This is a genomic window from Sporosarcina cascadiensis (assembly GCF_009650995.1).
Taxonomy (GTDB): domain Bacteria; phylum Bacillota; class Bacilli; order Bacillales_A; family Planococcaceae; genus Sporosarcina; species Sporosarcina cascadiensis.
On record NZ_WHVV01000010.1, the window covers coordinates 1 to 15,629 of the forward strand.

Annotated in this window: 15 protein-coding genes and 1 pseudogene; 7 read left to right on the forward strand and 9 right to left on the reverse strand. The window is 40.9% G+C overall.

Features of this window, described 5'->3' with window-relative positions; all coding sequences use genetic code 11:
• The 7 genes from GDZ68_RS11475 to GDZ68_RS11505 all read left to right on the forward strand — a co-directional run.
• The coding region (locus GDZ68_RS11475; protein WP_153722449.1) for a tripartite tricarboxylate transporter TctB family protein at positions 1–410 on the forward strand (410 nt) is incomplete at its 5' end.
• A 14-nt stretch (positions 411–424) separates the two neighbouring features.
• The gene (locus GDZ68_RS11480; protein ID WP_153722450.1) at positions 425–1,933 is read left to right on the forward strand and encodes a tripartite tricarboxylate transporter permease; all 1,509 of its coding nucleotides are present in this window, start codon (positions 425–427) and stop codon (positions 1,931–1,933) included.
• The gene (locus GDZ68_RS11485; RefSeq protein ID WP_153722451.1) at positions 1,914–2,966 is read left to right on the forward strand and encodes an Ldh family oxidoreductase; all 1,053 of its coding nucleotides are present in this window, start codon (positions 1,914–1,916) and stop codon (positions 2,964–2,966) included. The genes GDZ68_RS11480 and GDZ68_RS11485 overlap by 20 nt, the downstream gene beginning before the upstream one ends.
• 52 nt (positions 2,967–3,018) lie before the next feature.
• Positions 3,019–4,017 carry a tripartite tricarboxylate transporter substrate binding protein gene (locus GDZ68_RS11490; RefSeq protein ID WP_153722452.1) on the forward strand — a complete coding sequence of 333 codons (999 nt, stop codon included), beginning with the start codon at positions 3,019–3,021 and terminating at the stop codon, positions 4,015–4,017.
• Positions 4,018–4,046: 29 nt separating this feature from the next.
• Positions 4,047–4,325 (forward strand): YciI family protein, encoded by a 279-nt coding sequence (locus GDZ68_RS11495; protein WP_153722453.1) that lies wholly within the window; start codon positions 4,047–4,049, stop codon positions 4,323–4,325.
• Between the two features lie 74 nt (positions 4,326–4,399).
• Entirely contained in the window at positions 4,400–5,287 is an 888-nt protein-coding gene (gene garR, locus GDZ68_RS11500) for a 2-hydroxy-3-oxopropionate reductase (RefSeq protein WP_153722454.1), read from the forward strand.
• Between the two features lie 35 nt (positions 5,288–5,322).
• Positions 5,323–6,456: a glycerate kinase family protein gene (locus tag GDZ68_RS11505; RefSeq protein ID WP_153722455.1), complete on the forward strand. Its 1,134-nt coding sequence runs from the start codon at positions 5,323–5,325 to the stop codon at positions 6,454–6,456.
• On the opposite strand, the pseudogene GDZ68_RS18400 reads toward GDZ68_RS11505, so the two are convergent.
• From GDZ68_RS18400 to GDZ68_RS11550, 9 genes and pseudogenes are all read right to left on the reverse strand, one after another.
• A pseudogene (locus GDZ68_RS18400) lies at positions 6,433–7,028 on the reverse strand (hypothetical protein); the annotation flags it as partial. The gene GDZ68_RS11505 and the pseudogene GDZ68_RS18400 sit on opposite strands and share 24 nt — an antisense overlap.
• Positions 7,029–7,872: 844 nt before the next feature.
• Positions 7,873–9,351, reverse strand: coding sequence for a sodium:solute symporter family protein (locus tag GDZ68_RS11515; protein ID WP_153722456.1), 1,479 nt, complete (start codon positions 9,349–9,351; stop codon positions 7,873–7,875).
• Positions 9,348–9,545, reverse strand: coding sequence for a DUF3311 domain-containing protein (locus GDZ68_RS11520; RefSeq protein ID WP_153722457.1), 198 nt, complete (start codon positions 9,543–9,545; stop codon positions 9,348–9,350). The genes GDZ68_RS11515 and GDZ68_RS11520 overlap by 4 nt, the downstream gene beginning before the upstream one ends.
• Before the next feature lie 118 nt (positions 9,546–9,663).
• Positions 9,664–11,028 carry a dihydroorotase gene (locus GDZ68_RS11525; RefSeq protein ID WP_153722458.1) on the reverse strand — a complete coding sequence of 455 codons (1,365 nt, stop codon included), beginning with the start codon at positions 11,026–11,028 and terminating at the stop codon, positions 9,664–9,666.
• Positions 11,029–11,041: 13 nt separating this feature from the next.
• On the reverse strand, positions 11,042–11,773 hold the full coding sequence (locus tag GDZ68_RS11530) for an IclR family transcriptional regulator (protein ID WP_194841141.1): 732 nt from the start codon (positions 11,771–11,773) through the stop codon (positions 11,042–11,044).
• A 249-nt stretch (positions 11,774–12,022) separates the two neighbouring features.
• Complete coding sequence (locus GDZ68_RS11535; RefSeq protein ID WP_153722460.1) at positions 12,023–13,249, reverse strand: M20 family metallo-hydrolase; 1,227 nt, start codon at positions 13,247–13,249, stop codon at positions 12,023–12,025.
• Between the two features lie 14 nt (positions 13,250–13,263).
• Complete coding sequence (locus GDZ68_RS11540; RefSeq protein ID WP_194841142.1) at positions 13,264–13,923, reverse strand: AroM family protein; 660 nt, start codon at positions 13,921–13,923, stop codon at positions 13,264–13,266.
• 226 nt (positions 13,924–14,149) lie between these two features.
• On the reverse strand, positions 14,150–14,752 hold the full coding sequence (locus GDZ68_RS11545; protein WP_153722462.1) for an N-acetyltransferase: 603 nt from the start codon (positions 14,750–14,752) through the stop codon (positions 14,150–14,152).
• A gap of 404 nt (positions 14,753–15,156) precedes the next feature.
• A complete protein-coding gene (locus GDZ68_RS11550; protein ID WP_228551086.1) occupies positions 15,157–15,567 on the reverse strand; it encodes a YetF domain-containing protein in 411 nt (136 codons plus the stop codon).
• Positions 15,568–15,629 lie beyond the last annotated feature (62 nt).

Consider the following 15,629-nt stretch of genomic DNA (forward strand, 5'->3'; position numbering starts at 1 on the left):
TTGTCTACACAGTCCGGCTGCCTAAGATGAATATTGGAGTAGGAATCTATGTTCATATTGTCCCTATGGTTGTAGGATGCGCAATTTTGGCACTCAGTATTTTATTACTGGCCAGAGCCATTTTAAGTCGTACTAAGCCGAGCGGAGAAACTGCAGAAATGTCAGATCAGAACAGAGTTTCATTTTACTTTACACTTGTTCTGTTTTTACTCTATGCATTGCTGATTGAAAGTGTAGGATTCATCATCATGACTCTTTTGTACTTAATCATTCAGATCAATCTACTTTCTATGGGGCAAAAGAGACGTCAGCTGATTATTGTTGGCGTATCTGTTATTACTACAATAGTGATTTATATATTATTCGATAAAGTATTAACATTATTTTTGCCAAGCGGAGTACTCGGTTAACGGAGGTGTCATTAATGATAGATATGATAATGACCGGTTTTGGAAATATCTTCGGCTTACAAACAATTATTCTAATAACATTGGGAGTAACGTTCGGGCTGATGTTTGGATCGATACCAGGTCTTACAGCAACAATGGGTATCGCACTGGCTTTACCTATAACTTATGGAATGGATCCCATCAATGCCCTGGCATTGTTAATGTCTATCTTTATCGGTGGTGTGAGCGGCGGGTTTATACCTGCAGTCCTGATTAACTTACCGGGAACGCCATCATCAATTGCCACAACATTCGACGGCTATCCAATGACGCAAAAAGGTCAAGGTGCCAAAGCGTTAGGACTGGCCATCATCAGTTCTTTCGTAGGCGGTATGTTCAGTTTCATGATTCTCATATTAATCGCACCCGGGCTTGCAAGTATAGCTTTAAAGTTCGGTCCGTTTGAATACTTCGCGATCGCGATATTTTCATTGACTATGATCGCCAGTTTGTCGGGTAATTCCATGGTTAAAGGTGTTTTAAGTGCCTTGCTTGGAATTGGCTTGACAATGATCGGTGCTGCACCTGTGTCCGGCACCCCCAGATTTACATTTGGTATAACCTCGCTGGATGGCGGATTTGATATTCTGATTGTCATGATAGGATTGTTTGCGGTCTCTGAGATTATTAAATTTACTACAGAGCGATATGATGCCAGTCAGACAAATGATATTGTTGCTCCCAAAGTGAAGTGGTTCGGTGTGAAGTTTAGTGACGTATTTAAGCAAAGGAAAAATATGCTCCGTTCTTCAGTTATTGGAACAGCAATAGGAATTTTGCCGGGAATTGGAGGCGGAACTTCAAATTTTCTGGCATACGTTGCAGCCAAAAACGGATCGAAAAAACCTGAAGAATTTGGTAAAGGAAATCCTGAAGGTGTTGTAGCGCCTGAATGTGCAAACAACGCTTCAATCGGCGGCGCTATGGTTCCGCTGGTAACGCTTGGAATTCCCGGAGATGCAGCGACCGCAATTTTGCTGGGAGGACTAATTCTTCACGGATTGACGCCGGGTCCGATGCTTTTTACAAATAATGGCGATGTTGTATATTCAATCTTTGCGTCAATGATTATCGCGAATATAATACTTTTGATTCTCTTCTTAGTAGGAATCAAATTCTTCATTAAAGTATTGAAGATTCCTAAATACTACTTGCTGCCTATCGTTGTTGTATTGTGTGCACTGGGCGCGTATGGACTGAATAATCGTATTTTTGATATCGGAGCGATTTTTGCTTTTGGTTTAATTGGTTACCTTCTTCAAAAATATGGTTTTCCATTAACGCCGATGATTTTAGGTTTCATCTTAGCTCCAATAGCTGAAACAAACTTATTGCGGGGACTTATGGTGACGAAAGGTAGTTTTCTGCCATTCATTACATCACCAATTGCAGGAGTATTCCTCCTGTTAGCACTGGGATCAGTATTATTTGCAGCGAGAAAACAGATGATGAGGAGAAAAGAATATGAAAACAATCAAATATAGTGATTTACAGAAGCTGATTTACGATTCATTGGTAGCAGCCGGACTGGAAGATGAACAGGCTCAAATCACAACAGATCATATGGCTTATGCAGATATTCATGGAACAGACACTCATGGAATTATGAGACTTCCTATTTACGTTAAACGGTTGACTGCAAATGTAATTAACAAGAAACCAAATTACCAAATATTAAACGAAACGTCAAATTCATTGAATATTGACGCGGATAACGGTATGGGGCATTACTTTACTGATATGGCAATGAAGAAGGCTATCGAAAAAGCGAAAGAAAATACAATAGGTTTTGTAACTGTAAAGAACGGAAATCATTTTGGAGCTCTTGCACCTTATTCAAGACTTGCGGCTGAAGAAAATATGATTGGTTTTATTACAACGAATGCTGCTCCTCTTATGGCGCCTCCTGGAGGTGCTGAAAGAATGATCGGAAATAACCCTGTATCTTTCGCGGTTCCAAGAAAAGATAAATCACCTTTAATATTGGATATGGCTCTAAGTAAAGTGGCGGGCGGGAAATTGGTTTTGGCAAGTAAAAAAGGTGAGGATATTCCTTTAGGCTGGGCACTTGATAATCAGGGCAAACCTACTACTGACCCATATGAAGGATTCGAAAATAACGGGATACTACTGCCGATTGGCGGTCATAAAGGATATGGTTTATCTCTGGTAATGGATATTCTCGCAGGTGTTTTATCCGGTGCAAAATACGGAAAAAGTGTCAATCGTTTATATGATACTACACAACCGTTAGGATCTGGTCATGCAGTTTTAGTATTAAATATTAACAACCTGATGAATTTAGAAGAATTCTACGAAAGACTTGAAGATTACTTTACGGAAATCTTAAGTGCAAAAACTACAGAAGACGGAAAAATTATGATCCCTGGAGATATTGAAGCAGAAACTGCGAAAACGAGGGAAAGTGAAGGTATTCCACTTCCCGATAAACTATGGGATGAATTAGAAGAGATGCTGGAGGATTTAAATTTAAGTAAGTCGAATTATGGTTTCTAATCAGCTGCAACTAGGTATCTAAGAAATTCCCTATACTAAAGGAGGAAAATGTATGAAGAAGATCTTGATGATGTTTGCTGTAGTTACATTATTGTTAGTGGGCTGTTCAAGTGATAAAGACGCTGGAGGCAGTGACAGCGGAGATAAAAAGGCTTCAGCAAGCGGCAGTGATTATCCAAAGAAACCAATTAAATTTATTATTCCTTTTTCACCTGGCGGAGATACAGATGCAAATGGAAGAATCGTTGCAAAATACTTACAAAAAGAGTTGGGTCAAAATGTTGTGCCGACAAATGTAACAGGTTCAGCAGGCTCAGTGGCCACCGAAGAAGCTTCACGTTCTAAAACGGATGGATACACGATCTTATGGCATCACAATGCTTTTCTGATTAACGAAATTACAGGTGTTGCTCAAAAAGGCTACGGAGACTTTGAGAGCTTAGGAATTCCGATTATCGACCAAACAAATCTGTTTGCAGTTAGTGCCGACTCGGATATTGAAAGTCTGGAAGACCTGGTGCAGAAAGCTAAAGATAATCCAGGGAAATTAAATGCAGCATCAGGTATTGGTAACTACAGTCACTATTTGTATGAAGACTTCATAGAAAAAGCAGGAGTAGATATTAATCTGGTGGATGCAGGCGGCGGTAATGAACAGCGTGCAGCATTATTAGCCGGCAGAGTTGACATCTTGTATTCGACATATCAGCAAGTGCAGGGTGAAATTGAGTCTGGTGACTTTAGAGTGCTAGGATTTATGAGTGAAGAAAGACATCCTCAGGCTCAAGATATTCCTACGTTCAAAGAGCAGGGTGTAGATATGGTGGACGATAAATTCTTTACAATTCAAGCGCCAAAAGGAACACCTCAAGAAATTATCGATAGAATTTCTGATGCAATGGAAAAGATTAAAGATGATCCTGAGTATAATGAGGAATTGAAGAGACTATTTGTATCGCCGGATTATATTTCACCGACTGATTCTGTAGATTTTATAGAAAATGAATACAGCAAATATGAAAAGTACAAAGATCAGTTAAAAGGTCAGTAATATTCCAGATTAATTAGGAGGTGATGGTTATGAAATACTTTGCAGTCTTTTTGGCAATGAAGGATGAGGAGAAAAGTCAGACATTCAGGCCGCAGCATCTTGAGTTCTTAGATAAAATGCGCCATGAAGATAAGGTAGTTATGAATGGCAAATTCTCTGACGGTGCAGGCGGACTCGTAATCTATAAAGCCGAAAACCTTGAACAAGTAAAGAGATTCGTCAGTCAGGATCCTTATGTAATTGAAGAAGCACGCGGGTGTACGATTCATGAATGGGAAATGGTTACCGATTATCAATTAGTGAAATAGACATCTATTGCAATTTAGGCTATGAAAGTTTATTAATCTTCAATTAAAATTACTTTCTTTAGGAGGGGTTATTTATGAAAATTGGATTTCTGGGCTTAGGAATTATGGGAAAGCCAATGGCGAAAAACCTATTGAAAGCGGGCTATGAACTTGTAGTATGCAGCAGCAGACAGGAAACGAATCAAGAAATGGAGAGGCTGGGCGCATATGTGGCAGCTTCTCCCTGCGAACTGGCTGAAAGAAGTAATCTTTTAATTACCATGCTACCCAATTCTCCGGAAGTAAAAGAAGTATTGTTAGGTAAAGAAGGATTAATTAACTGTTTAAAGCCTGGCAGTACAGTAGTGGATATGAGTTCCATTAATCCTAATGTAAGTAAAGAGTTATATGCAGAGTTGAAGAAAAAAGAAATTGATTTTCTGGATGCACCTGTGAGCGGCGGTGAGCCAAAAGCTATAGAAGGTACTGTCTCTGTTATGGTTGGAGGCGAACAGGAGGCATTTGATGAATGGCTGCCGGTATTGCAGTCGATGGCCGGTTCTGTTATCAGGGTAGGAGATACCGGTGCAGGAAATGCCACTAAGCTGGCTAATCAAATTATAGTGGCTGTAAATATTGCCGCAGTTTCTGAAGCGCTTGCTTTGGCCAAGAAGATGGATATTAATCCTGAATTAGTGTATGACGCGATTCGGGGGGGCTTGGCTGGCAGTACAGTAATGGATGCAAAGGTACCTTTGCTGCTGAAGAGAGATTTCGAACCTGGTTTTAAAGTTAAACTACATTTGAAGGACTTAAACAATGTTAAAGATGCCTTGAATGAGCTGGATATGGAATTGCCGCTGGCCTCCTTTGCAAAAGACGTATTGGAGGAACTGGTAGATCAAGGTTTAGGTGAAGAAGATCACGGTGCAATTGCCAAGTACTATGAGCAGCGGTTGGGTTTAACTATTGAAAGTGAATAAGAAGATAATTTCTTCCTGGGAAATGGGGCGTTTATTTGAAGATTGTAATAGCGCCTGACTCCTTTAAAGAGAGCATGACGGCTATCCAATGCGCAGATGCAATAGAAAGAGGGATTATGCAAACGTCATCGAATCATGAAATTATCAAGGTGCCAATGGCAGACGGCGGTGAAGGAACTGTTCCTGCACTTATGAATTCTTTGGGGGGCAGAGCGGTTAACCATGAAGTGACTGGTCCACTGGGAAATCGGATTTCAGCTTCTTATGGAATGGTCGATGATAAGATAGCCTTGATAGAAATGGCCGCTGCAGCCGGTTTGGATCTACTCTCGCCAGATAAAAGAAACCCAATGAAAACAACCACATATGGCGTAGGAGAATTAATTATTCATGCTCTTGGATGCGGTGTGAGACATTTTATTATTGGTTTAGGCGGCAGCGCCACAAATGACGGCGGAATTGGTATGTTACAGGCTCTGGGTTTTGACATTACAGGTTTGGATCATCAGCAAGTTCCATTTGGCGGTGAAGGTCTTCTTCAAATCGAGCACATCAGTACCGATCGAATAGACCCAAGACTGAAGGGATGTGTTTTTGAGGTAGCTTGTGATGTTACGAACCCGTTAACAGGAGAGTATGGCGCCACTAATGTATATGGACCTCAAAAAGGTGCCGATGTGCAGATGTTAAAAAGACTGGATGAAGCAATGTATAAGTATGGGAAAATAATCGAACAAGAGTTTAAAAAGCCGGTCTTGCATCTGGAGGGAGCGGGTGCGGCAGGCGGATTAGGTGCTGCATTCTCAGCATTCTTGGGTGCGGAATTAAAAAAAGGTATTGAAATTGTGATGGATATATCTAAACTGGCTGACGAAATAAAGGCTGCTGATTTAGTGATTACGGGAGAAGGGAAAATCGATCAGCAAACACTCAATGGAAAAACACCTATTGGTATAGCCCGAATAGCCAAAACGTATAGTGTGCCTGTCATAGTAATTGGCGGTTCAGTTCAGATTACACAAGAGGTTTTAGCGAATGAAGGTGTGACAGCATTATTCAGTATTGCTGACGGCCCTATGACACTAAATGAAGCACTTGCAAAAGGAGAAGAATTGATAGAGCAATTAACAAGAAACTTATTTTTGTTAATGGATGTAAGAAATAAATGAATGATCATAGGTTTCAGAGGGCTGTATATCTGAAATCCATGGTCTTTTTTTGTGAATAACAGTAAATGAGTCAATTTCATAATTGCTCTTTTTAAAAATACAAATAAGGGCCGAATCGGCAAATTGTATTTCAAAAAACAGAAACCATGTAGCTTGGAGCAGTTGAAACCTACTGTTGATTCGATCAGCAGCGAGCTTAGAAGCGTTGTAAATCAGAATCAATAAGTCGAAATGAGCACTTGTCCTTTTCCCTGTGCGATAGCAAACGTTATTCAGTTGGAAAAACTCTTTCAAATAGGCGTTGACGCGTTCCACAGCGGATAGTTTTTTCCATGAAAGAGAACCGCTGGCTAGTGCCGCATATCTCCGTAATCGGTGGTGTATTTAACTTTGTACACCTTCTGAGAGATGTCTTCGTTTGCTAGTGGGCACTCCAGGCACACCGGTTAGTTGCGCTTATTATAAGCAATGACAGATCGTTGTCCCATACGATGAACCTGTTCGTAAATAGCTTCAAAATCGTAGCCGGCATCCATCTTGTGATACATCAAATGGCGAAGTGGAGGCCGTTGGGGGGACAAGGCCTGAGAATTATGAAATTCATTTAGGAGACTAATGAAAAAGAAAGCTAGAATTCTCGCTGCTTCCCAAGCATTCTAAAAACTATATCAATTCATTTTATGGTTCTGCACCAAAAAGTGTGCTTGACAGGCTATTTAGTTTGAGATTGGATTGTGATTGCGTAATATAAGATGAGAGTGGAAGGAACCGTTTCCCTGCGTTCCAGGCGTATGCTTCGAGAGGGCCCTCGGTGAGCCAAGCGAACAGCGAAGGGTTCGCTTTGGGCGTATTTCTGTGGTCTTTGCAGAAATTAAGGCACCTGTCGGCGTACTTAGGTTGCCTAGAACGAAGGTACACTGGCTGGTGTTTCAGGACTTTTTTTGTGAGTTGCAGTATGAGCATGCTATTTGAGATGATTACGATAGGTGAGGCATTTTATGCATTACGTATCATTCTGCAAATACCTAGATTCTTGTGATCAATGCGTTTACAAAGTCCAGAAATGAAAACACACCAACTAAATCTACATATTGCAAAAGAGCAATATGCTATACCTTCTCCACACCAGCGAAGGCGCAACTGCGGGGTCGGCCGTGGCTGTGAGACTGCTGGCATGCTCTTCGTCAGTAGGCTCATAGCGTAAGGCAATCCCCCAGCGCCGAAGCGGGTTAAAACTGAAAACTCACACTTCAATTAAAATCCATATAAAGTCGAGAAACGAAACCCGCACATATTAAATCCATATACCGCCAAAATGCAAGTGACAGGTTGTCAAGAACCCTTTTTCCTTTAGCAAAAAATAAAAGAAAAAAGTGGTACTTTGTCAGCACCACTTCAATGAGTTTCATGTATAACTTACAATGCATTATTCTTAGGAGATGAATAGGAAACAGCTACAGTAGATTTGCGCGTCAATAGACTGACTACCAACATCAGCACGACGTTAGTAAATAAAGCGATAATCCCGATATTCAAATCTTGAATGATACTTGGAAGACTAGGGAACAGATCTGCCATTGTCGTTTTGCTGAATGTTACGTAGATGACAATAGCAATACCTGCGAACATACCGATACCCGCCCCATACTTGTTAACAACATTCTTCTTGCGTAAACTCAAATATAATGAAGGAGCCATTTGCGTAATTAAGCTGAATGATGTCAAATAAAGAGTGGCAAGAGTGTCTCCGCTGCTCATGGAGAAAAATGTACAGACAAGAGATAATAGTACAACGAACCCTTTTGCAGACCAGCCTTTATGTTTGTCTGAGATATTTGGTTTAAGCGGTTCGATGATATTAGTTGTTATCATTGTAGCTGTAGAAATAAGCATCATTGAGCCTGGAACAAGTGTAGCGAGCAAACCAGTTGCTCCGACAATACCTACAAACCAGGGATCAAATGTTTTCAGAGAAAGTTCTAATAATGCAAAATCACCATCTTTCAATCCGGGAAGTTCCACCATTGCTGTGAATCCAACGAAATAGACGAAAAGAATCATCAGCGCATAAATAGGAAGTAATACAGCATTCAGACGAAACGATTTGGCGCTATTTGAAGAGAAAATAGTCGGCGCATTATGCGGCCACATGAAATAAGCAAAAGCACTTATTGCCACTGTGGAGATAAACCATGAGACACTCATGCCTTTATCGGGCAAAGTTAGAGCGTGTGGTTTCATGTCATGAACGGCTTGAAATAGCCCATGGAAGCTGCCATGATAATGGAGCGGCAAGTAAATCCCAAGAAATAAAATGACAAAGAATATTAAGAAATCCTTGAGGACAGCGGTCCAGGCAGATCCGTGGATACCGGAAACCATTACATAAACCAGCAATGCAATCATTCCGATCCAAATAGCTGTGTTAGAAGAAATTGCCCCGTAAGATGTCGCAGACACTAAGATTCCCATCGATTTGAATAAAATCGTAATATAGGGGATCAAGGCCACAACACCGATAATGGCAACAAATAAACCTAATCCCTGGCTCTTGTATTTTACTGAGAAGAATTGGGATTGTGAGACGATATTCTGTTCTTTTGCATATTTCCAGATTGGCGGAAGTATCCAATAGGAAGTAATTGCTCCGAGCGCAGTGAAAGCCAAAAGATAAAAGGCTGCCGCACCATTGTTAAAAGCCAGTCCGCTAGTTCCTAGTAATGTGAAGACAGAATAGGTTTCCCCGGCCAGCAATAAGAATACGAAGATACCTCCGAAACCGCGACCGCCGATTGCCCATTGTTCCATGCTCATTTCTTTGCCGCGTTTTGCTAGTAACCCTAAAGCGATACTTATTAACAGGAAGGCAGTAATAATAATCAATGCAATATTCATTCTTCATTCTCCTTATTTAAAGGGTCTAATCGATAGATGATAAACATGATGACAGAACATAAGACAGCCCATAGAATAATCCAGAATAAGAAGAAGGGAAGTCCCAGAACATATGGTTCGATTCTGTTAACAAAGGCGGCGCCTCCCAGTATTGCTATAAACGGAAGAACAGCTAATAAATAATACGGTTTCATAGTTTCACCTGGCCTTTACTTAGATGTAATGTTGGTTTTTGAGATTTTCAAAAGATGCAACCGCTTTCTTATGTCGGAAAAGCAGATAGGGTAATTCAATACCCTATCAATTATTTCCTTACTTTGCTGCAGAGCCTGGCACAAACTTGCCGTATCCTGGCTCTTTTTTGACGTCGTGCCCGTCATACACTTCTTCACCGCGTAATATGGTTGAGACAATTTTTCCGTTTAGTTCTTGTCCATTGAATGGTGTTAATTTAGAGTATGATCTGAAAGATTCTTGATCGATTAACGTCTTTTGGTTTGGATCAATTATTGTGAAATCCGCATCGTAACCTTCGCTGATACGACCTTTTCCAGGAATTGAGAAAACTTCAGCTGGATGTGTGGACATCAAGTTCGCAAACTCATTAGCTGTCAACCGGCCTTTTGCTACTGTGCTGTCAAACATTAACGGTGTCATGACTTCCTCACCTGGCAGTCCGGAAGAAGCAAGGAATATATTATCGTTTCCTCTTGCTTTATGTTCTGCACCCCATGGCGCATGATCAGAGGATACTAAGTCGATATTTCCTTCTTCAATATGATTCCAGAGACCCTGAACTTCCTCTTTTTCACGTAATGGCGGGTTGTTTTTCGCAATAGGTCCAAATTTGTCTAAATCCTCTACGTCCAGCAATAAATAGGGATAGCAAGTCTCGCATGAAACATTTACACCTTGTTCTTTAAATTGCTGAATCAAGTCAATTGTCCGAGGATGGCTGACATGGACAATGTGAAGCTTGACCTTTGTCCAGTAAGCAAATTCCATTAATTTTAAAACAGCACTTGTTTCTGTCAAAGGCGGGCGTGTTTCATTATGTGCTTTCGGGTATACTTTTCCTTCTTTTTGATACGTATCGATCATGTCCACAATGATTTCATCGTTCTCTGAGTGGAATGCGGCGCGGAGGCCAGTTTGCTCGATTAATTTCATCGCTTTGAGAATTTCTGGATCCGGGATTCTCGGGAAGCGGTATTCATCCGTTTCAAACGTTGACATTTTGAAGGCTACTGCACCTGCTTCTGCCAATGGAATGATTTGATCGGTGCCGCCTGTTTTGGAAATGGTTCCCCATAGGCAAACATCAACAACTGCCTCTTTCTCCAACTTTTCAACTTTCTTTTTAAACTGTTCTACATTATTAATTGGATTTGGCAAATCATATGGCATATCTAAGAATGTCGTGATACCGCCGGCAGCAGCGGAAGAAGTTGTAGTAATAAAACCTTCATCAGGATTACTGAAACAGTGAACATGAACATCAATGATGCCAGGGAAAACGAAAGATTCACCGAAACTTTTTACGTGGTCTGCCTGCAACTTGCCGGTACCTTCGCTAATACTTACAATTTTTCCGTCTTTGACTCCGACCTCTCCCGCAATTACTTTATCAGTCAACACAATATTTCCTTGAATGATGCAGTCTAGTTGTTGATTCATGTAAAAATCTCCTTTATAGTTGTTCTTCTATTTTTGTTACAGCAGCTCTAATTTCTCCCACAATTTCCTGTGCAGATTTCTTGTTCATTCTATCCTTGGGGCCCGCCACACTTAAGGACCCAACGAGCTTTTCATCACTGTCGAAGATCGGAAGCCCATACGATACCACTCCTTCATCAATCTCACTATCCGAGCTGGCGTAGCCCTGATTACGAATTTCCTCTAAGTGAACCAACATATCTTTTAACTCCACGATAGTATAATCTGTATATTTTTTTACACTTCCTTTTTGGTAAAGTTCTTCGACAATTGCATTGTCCATATAGGCGAGTAGCGCTTTAGAAGAAGCACCACCGTACAAGGGAACGATGTTTCCTTGCTCCGAAGAAACTTTTACCGGATGACCGGAAGGAACAGAGGCTAAACAGACTGCCTGCATGTTGGAAGGAACAAGCAAGATGGATGTTTCACCTGTCGTTCTAGTGAGTTCCCGCATAGCTTCCTGAGAAATGACGGGAAGATCCGTGTCCATTTTCACGATTTTCGCAAGCTTTAAAAAGATATATCCAAGGCAATAAACTCCGGGGGAATACTCAACGATATAGCCTTTCTCTTTTAGCAGTCTCATATGTCGGTAAACCGAGCTTTGTGGCTGTTCTAGTCTGGCGGCTAACTCGGGAACCGAGAATGCTCGATTTTCAAAATCGAACTGCTCCAAGATTTCCAATGTTTTCTCAGCACTCATCAACATGCCTCCACGAATTATTATTTTATCATATTTTGATAATGCATTATTTATATTTGATAATATATAACGTTAATTGAGTAAGCGCAATCATTTTTTCGAAAATTTAAGTAAACAGTAAAATTGGACTATGCAATATTATTAACGATCAATTCCATTCGTAGAAATTAACGGTATCTGTAATTAATGCACAATAAAAAAGCAGAGGAAGAATAATGAATATTCTTCCTCTGCGTGTAAAGCTAGTGATTATGAGAATTCTATTATTGCGTTAAGGAGTGCTTGTGTTCCAAGCGCTACATCGTCTTTTTCTGCCCACTCTTCTGGGCAGTGACTTCGTCCATCTTTACACGGAATGAAGATCATGCCAACAGGGGCTAGTAAGGACATCTGGTTTGTATCATGTCCTGCGCCACTAGGCAGTTCAATCACAGAATCTGCTGCATTATTGCATGCTTCATGAAGTAATTTCTTTACTTCATCGCTTACCACGATGGAGCCGGAACGGGAAATATTTTCAACAGAATTCTGTACGTCTCGTTTTTTTGTGATTTCGTCCACCTTTTTCAAAAATCCTTCAGCCACAAGATCAATCACATTTTCGGAGATACTGCGGATTTCTAGATAGAATTCCACTTTTCCTGGAATGACATTGGAGGCATTCGGAAAATTATTAAATACACCAACTGTGGCTACAACTGGCTGCTCAAAGGTTTGATTTGCTTCGGTTTCCAATGCAAGAGCCATTTCGGCAGCAGCGGTCAAAGCATCGTTCCGTAAATTCATTGGTGTAGTTCCAGCATGGTTGGGCAAGCCATCGACAGTTACTTTATAGCGCTGAATACCGACGATACCTGAGACGACTCCCAATTTGGCATTTTGATGAAGGAGAACAGGGCCTTGTTCGATATGCATTTCTAAATACAGACTAATTGAGCCTTTCTCTCTTCGGCAGTTTTGGATTTGATCTGGGTTTCCACCTGCAAATGCAATAGCTTCCCTGAGGGTTTGTCCATTTGAATCAGTATAGCTAAGCATTTCCTCCGAAAGATTAGCACTCCATGCGCGGCTGCCGACAGTCGATAATCCATACTCGGAAGGCTCCTCAGCAGTGAAATCCACTATTTCAATCGGGTATTTCAATTGTATATTCTGTTCATGAAGCGTTCTTGCAATTTCAAGTCCTGCCAGAACCCCGGCTATTCCATCAAATCGACCGCCGTCAGGAACCGTATCAGTATGAGAACCGATGACAATCGGCGGTAGGGATGAATCCGTCCCTTCACGCCGACCAATGACGTTTGAAGCTTCATCCATCCGTACAGAAAGACCGCTCTCTTTCATTTGTTTGATGAGCCATTCGCGTCCTTGATTATATTTTTCAGTGAATGATCTTCTCGTCCAGGGCTGTCCTTCCACCGTGATGGCAGCCAAGTCGTTTACTGATTTCCAAAGACGTTCTTCGTTGATGTTCATTTTTCCATCTCCTACTAGTTAGAATGTAATTTTTGAATCTCTTTTATTTTTTCTGTCACTAAGTGCTGAGGTCCAAAACACTTACAGCCGTGACGCTGCTCAATCTCACTGACCAGTCCATATGCAAACCCATAGCAATCCAAAATAACATAATCGGGTGCATGCTGGAGAAGATGTTGATCGATTAATTCCAAGACATTAACGGTTTTAGGATGTACCGGTATAAAATGCTTTTTTCCTTTCACATGCGCCCATTTCATTTTTGCAGAGTCCACCTGTTCTTCTATCGGAACAAAAATAACTGAAGTGTCGCTTTCTCCAATCATCTTGCTCTTCTCCTTTAATTCGGCAAGAGGAAAAACTAAGGTCGTTTGATCGGAGGTTATATTGAAGTCGCTCATGCATAAAACAGCAATCGCATCAGAGGTATATTCGTATTCTAGAATTAACTGCTCGATCCGCTGGTCAATTATGCTGTGGCTAATATTCTTTGTGCCATCCCGTAGTACGACATACAGTAATTCTTCATTAGGGATATTTTTAATATTCTTTAACGAAGCGATTGTTTCATTATCAAGTGCCCCGATTAATTGGAAGTTATCAATACCTTGCGATACAAATGGTGCTAACAAATCCGGTCTTGGTGTTTGTCCAATGGTTAGTAAGGTAATCAAAGCCATCCTCCTTTATTTCGACTTATCTGAATAGGTGTGCAAAAGCATAGTTCATCTTAACGGGCAAGTATATACTTGTCAATTTTCAATTCTCATTATGTGACATGGGGAGAGCAACGAATCCTTTTTAACTTTGGTTGTGGATAATATAGTTACGGGGATAGTAAGATTCTCAGTCAGGAAAATGAATCAGTAAAAAAGCCAGTCTGTTTAAGACCGGCTTTCCTTATACGTTCACTGATTCAAACGCTTCTAAGATATTCTCTTTTGGCTTCGTATAGAAGCTGAGTGCCTGCTCGGCCGGTTCATAGGAATCTCCGTAAAAGTCTTGGTCTTTGTAGGTGTGGATTTCTTCGTAGGTAGTCTTCATGGCGTTAAACACTTCTTTTTCATCCGTCTTTTCAGACAATGAAGCAGGGGGCGCCCAATAAAGAATTTCGAGGCTGTTTTTTTCACCGGTCGCGAGTGAGCGGCGGTGATAACCGATTTTCTGCGCATGGGAAAAGTCTTCCCTCGCATAAAATTTAAGCCGTTTCGCCGTATCAGGCTCTTCTTCCATAGCCGGCTCAACTTCCAATAAAATCGGTTTATTCTTGGTCTTCAACGAATCCAGCAGTTTTTTTCCGAGTCCTTCACCGCGTGCTGCTGATGAAACGAAAAGATAGTCTACGAATACGAAGTCCTCCGTTTCCACGTACATCAAGACGTGTTTCGGTCCTTCTTCCTTATGATAGACATTCCTTTTATCGATCAGCAATGTCTCCATATGTTCCTTTGACTTCATTTCTTCAATCGGAAAATACTCGTTCAGCTTGTTGTACCAATGCATTTGTTAAATTCTCCTCCATAGGTAATGTGGTGTACCTGGAGCTTTTTGTTTGGGGATCGAACATAGAGAGGAAAAAAGAGGTCAGAAAAAAATCCTCAATATTAGTATACTCATATTTACAATAAAATAAACCGTTTTACATAAAAAACTTTACTTTTTCATCTTCAAGTAAACAAAAAAACTGACAGCATTCGAGCTGTCAGCACTCATTTAATTACTTATCTTACTGTTCTGCCGCGTGTATAAGCTTCTTTTTTCTTCTTATCATTCATGATCTTTTTAACCACTGGATATAGCAGGGGTCCCCATTTTATTACGGTTTTTATTAACTTTTTCATATAACGGATCTTCCTCTCTTATTAGAGTTGTTACGGATAAATTCCCCGTTACGGCACACTCTAAACTTATTTAAGCCGCTCAGGAACCGGCGGAGAATGACCTTCTTCGATTTCGGAGAACAGGTTTGTAGCGGCCAGGAGCGGTTGCAGCTCTTTTTTAAAAGTTACGTGCAGTTCCAACTGCTTGCTCATTTCCTGCAGTGTCAGCTGAATCCGATCGATCAGCGAATAGCCGAGGTGCCCGCTCATTTCAATCGTAGCCCACTTCACATTATCGATTTCCTCAATGCTTTTTGGCCGTAGATGCATTTCTAATTCATCCACAGTCAGCCGCAACTTCTTCTTATTTTGCAATTTCAAAGTATCATTTTCGATAACAACTTTCGAAGTGCCTCTTGTCAGACGCTCGAAAATATTTACTTTCATTGAAAGATATTCGAACACCAATAGGGTGAGAACCAGTACGAGAGCAATCACCAGTGTCTGTCCTAATTTCTTACTGGTAGGCTGAATTGCGATACTAGTAGGAGTATGAGTCA

Bases quoted from the DNA above. Each gene is read 5' to 3' on its own strand.
- garR (WP_153722454.1), top strand. From the start codon at position 4,400: ATGAAAATTGGATTTCTGGGCTTAGGAATTATGGGAAAGCCAATGGCG.
- GDZ68_RS11480 (WP_153722450.1), top strand. From the start codon at position 425: ATGATAGATATGATAATGACCGGTTTTGGAAATATCTTCGGCTTACAA.
- GDZ68_RS11530 (WP_194841141.1), bottom strand. From the start codon at position 11,773: ATGAGTGCTGAGAAAACATTGGAAATCTTGGAGCAGTTCGATTTTGAA.
- GDZ68_RS11485 (WP_153722451.1), top strand. From the start codon at position 1,914: ATGAAAACAATCAAATATAGTGATTTACAGAAGCTGATTTACGATTCA.
- GDZ68_RS11515 (WP_153722456.1), bottom strand. From the start codon at position 9,351: ATGAATATTGCATTGATTATTATTACTGCCTTCCTGTTAATAAGTATC.
- GDZ68_RS11525 (WP_153722458.1), bottom strand. From the start codon at position 11,028: ATGAATCAACAACTAGACTGCATCATTCAAGGAAATATTGTGTTGACT.
- GDZ68_RS11495 (WP_153722453.1), top strand. From the start codon at position 4,047: ATGAAATACTTTGCAGTCTTTTTGGCAATGAAGGATGAGGAGAAAAGT.
- GDZ68_RS11545 (WP_153722462.1), bottom strand. From the start codon at position 14,752: ATGCATTGGTACAACAAGCTGAACGAGTATTTTCCGATTGAAGAAATG.
- GDZ68_RS11520 (WP_153722457.1), bottom strand. From the start codon at position 9,545: ATGAAACCGTATTATTTATTAGCTGTTCTTCCGTTTATAGCAATACTG.
- GDZ68_RS11535 (WP_153722460.1), bottom strand. From the start codon at position 13,249: ATGAACATCAACGAAGAACGTCTTTGGAAATCAGTAAACGACTTGGCT.
- GDZ68_RS11490 (WP_153722452.1), top strand. From the start codon at position 3,019: ATGAAGAAGATCTTGATGATGTTTGCTGTAGTTACATTATTGTTAGTG.